This window comes from Curtobacterium luteum, assembly GCF_001475545.1.
GTDB lineage: Bacteria > Actinomycetota > Actinomycetes > Actinomycetales > Microbacteriaceae > Curtobacterium > Curtobacterium luteum_A.
On the sequence record NZ_LDQC01000189.1, the window covers coordinates 1 to 541 of the forward strand.

A 541-nucleotide genomic window follows, 5' to 3' on the forward strand; every position below is an offset into this window, starting at 1 on the left:
CCGCCACGGGCCTCCTGTCCGTCTCGTGGTGCGCCGCGTGCGGCGCCCGAGACTCGCGGGCGCGCGTCAGCGCGGGATGACCGAGAACAGGAACTGCTTCCGCACCATGTACCAGGCGAGCAGGATCAGTGCGGTGTGCGCGGCGAAGCCGATCCACCCGTTGAACCAGTCGACGCCGGGGATCGACGCGATCGCGAGTGCGAAGAACACCTGCCACACGAAGACGTAGAGGCTCGCCTGCCCGAGCGGGATCCACAGCCAGCCGAGGGTCTTCGCGATCGGCTTCCAGAACACGGTGAGGATCGCGTACGACACGATGGCGAAGAACGCGATGTCGACCAGGCGACCCCACTGCAGGTCCACCCGCTGGTACGCCGTGTTGTAGAGCTGGTCGTACATCGTCGCGGGGAACGGCGCCGGGGTGAAGCCGAAGTGGTTCCCCGCCCACACGTACACCAGGAACAGCGCGTAGCCGACCATCCCGATCCCGACGAGCACCTTGCCGAGCCGCCCGGTCAGCGCGCCGACGACCTGCCGTCGG

Annotated in this window: 1 protein-coding gene; it reads right to left on the minus strand. The window is 68.2% G+C overall.

Annotated features, from left to right (window positions below):
• Positions 1-66: 66 nt before the first annotated feature.
• Positions 67-541, minus strand: a 475-nt coding sequence (gene opgC / locus NS184_RS17095; RefSeq protein WP_193750574.1) for an OpgC domain-containing protein, incomplete at its 5' end; no start/stop codon positions are given.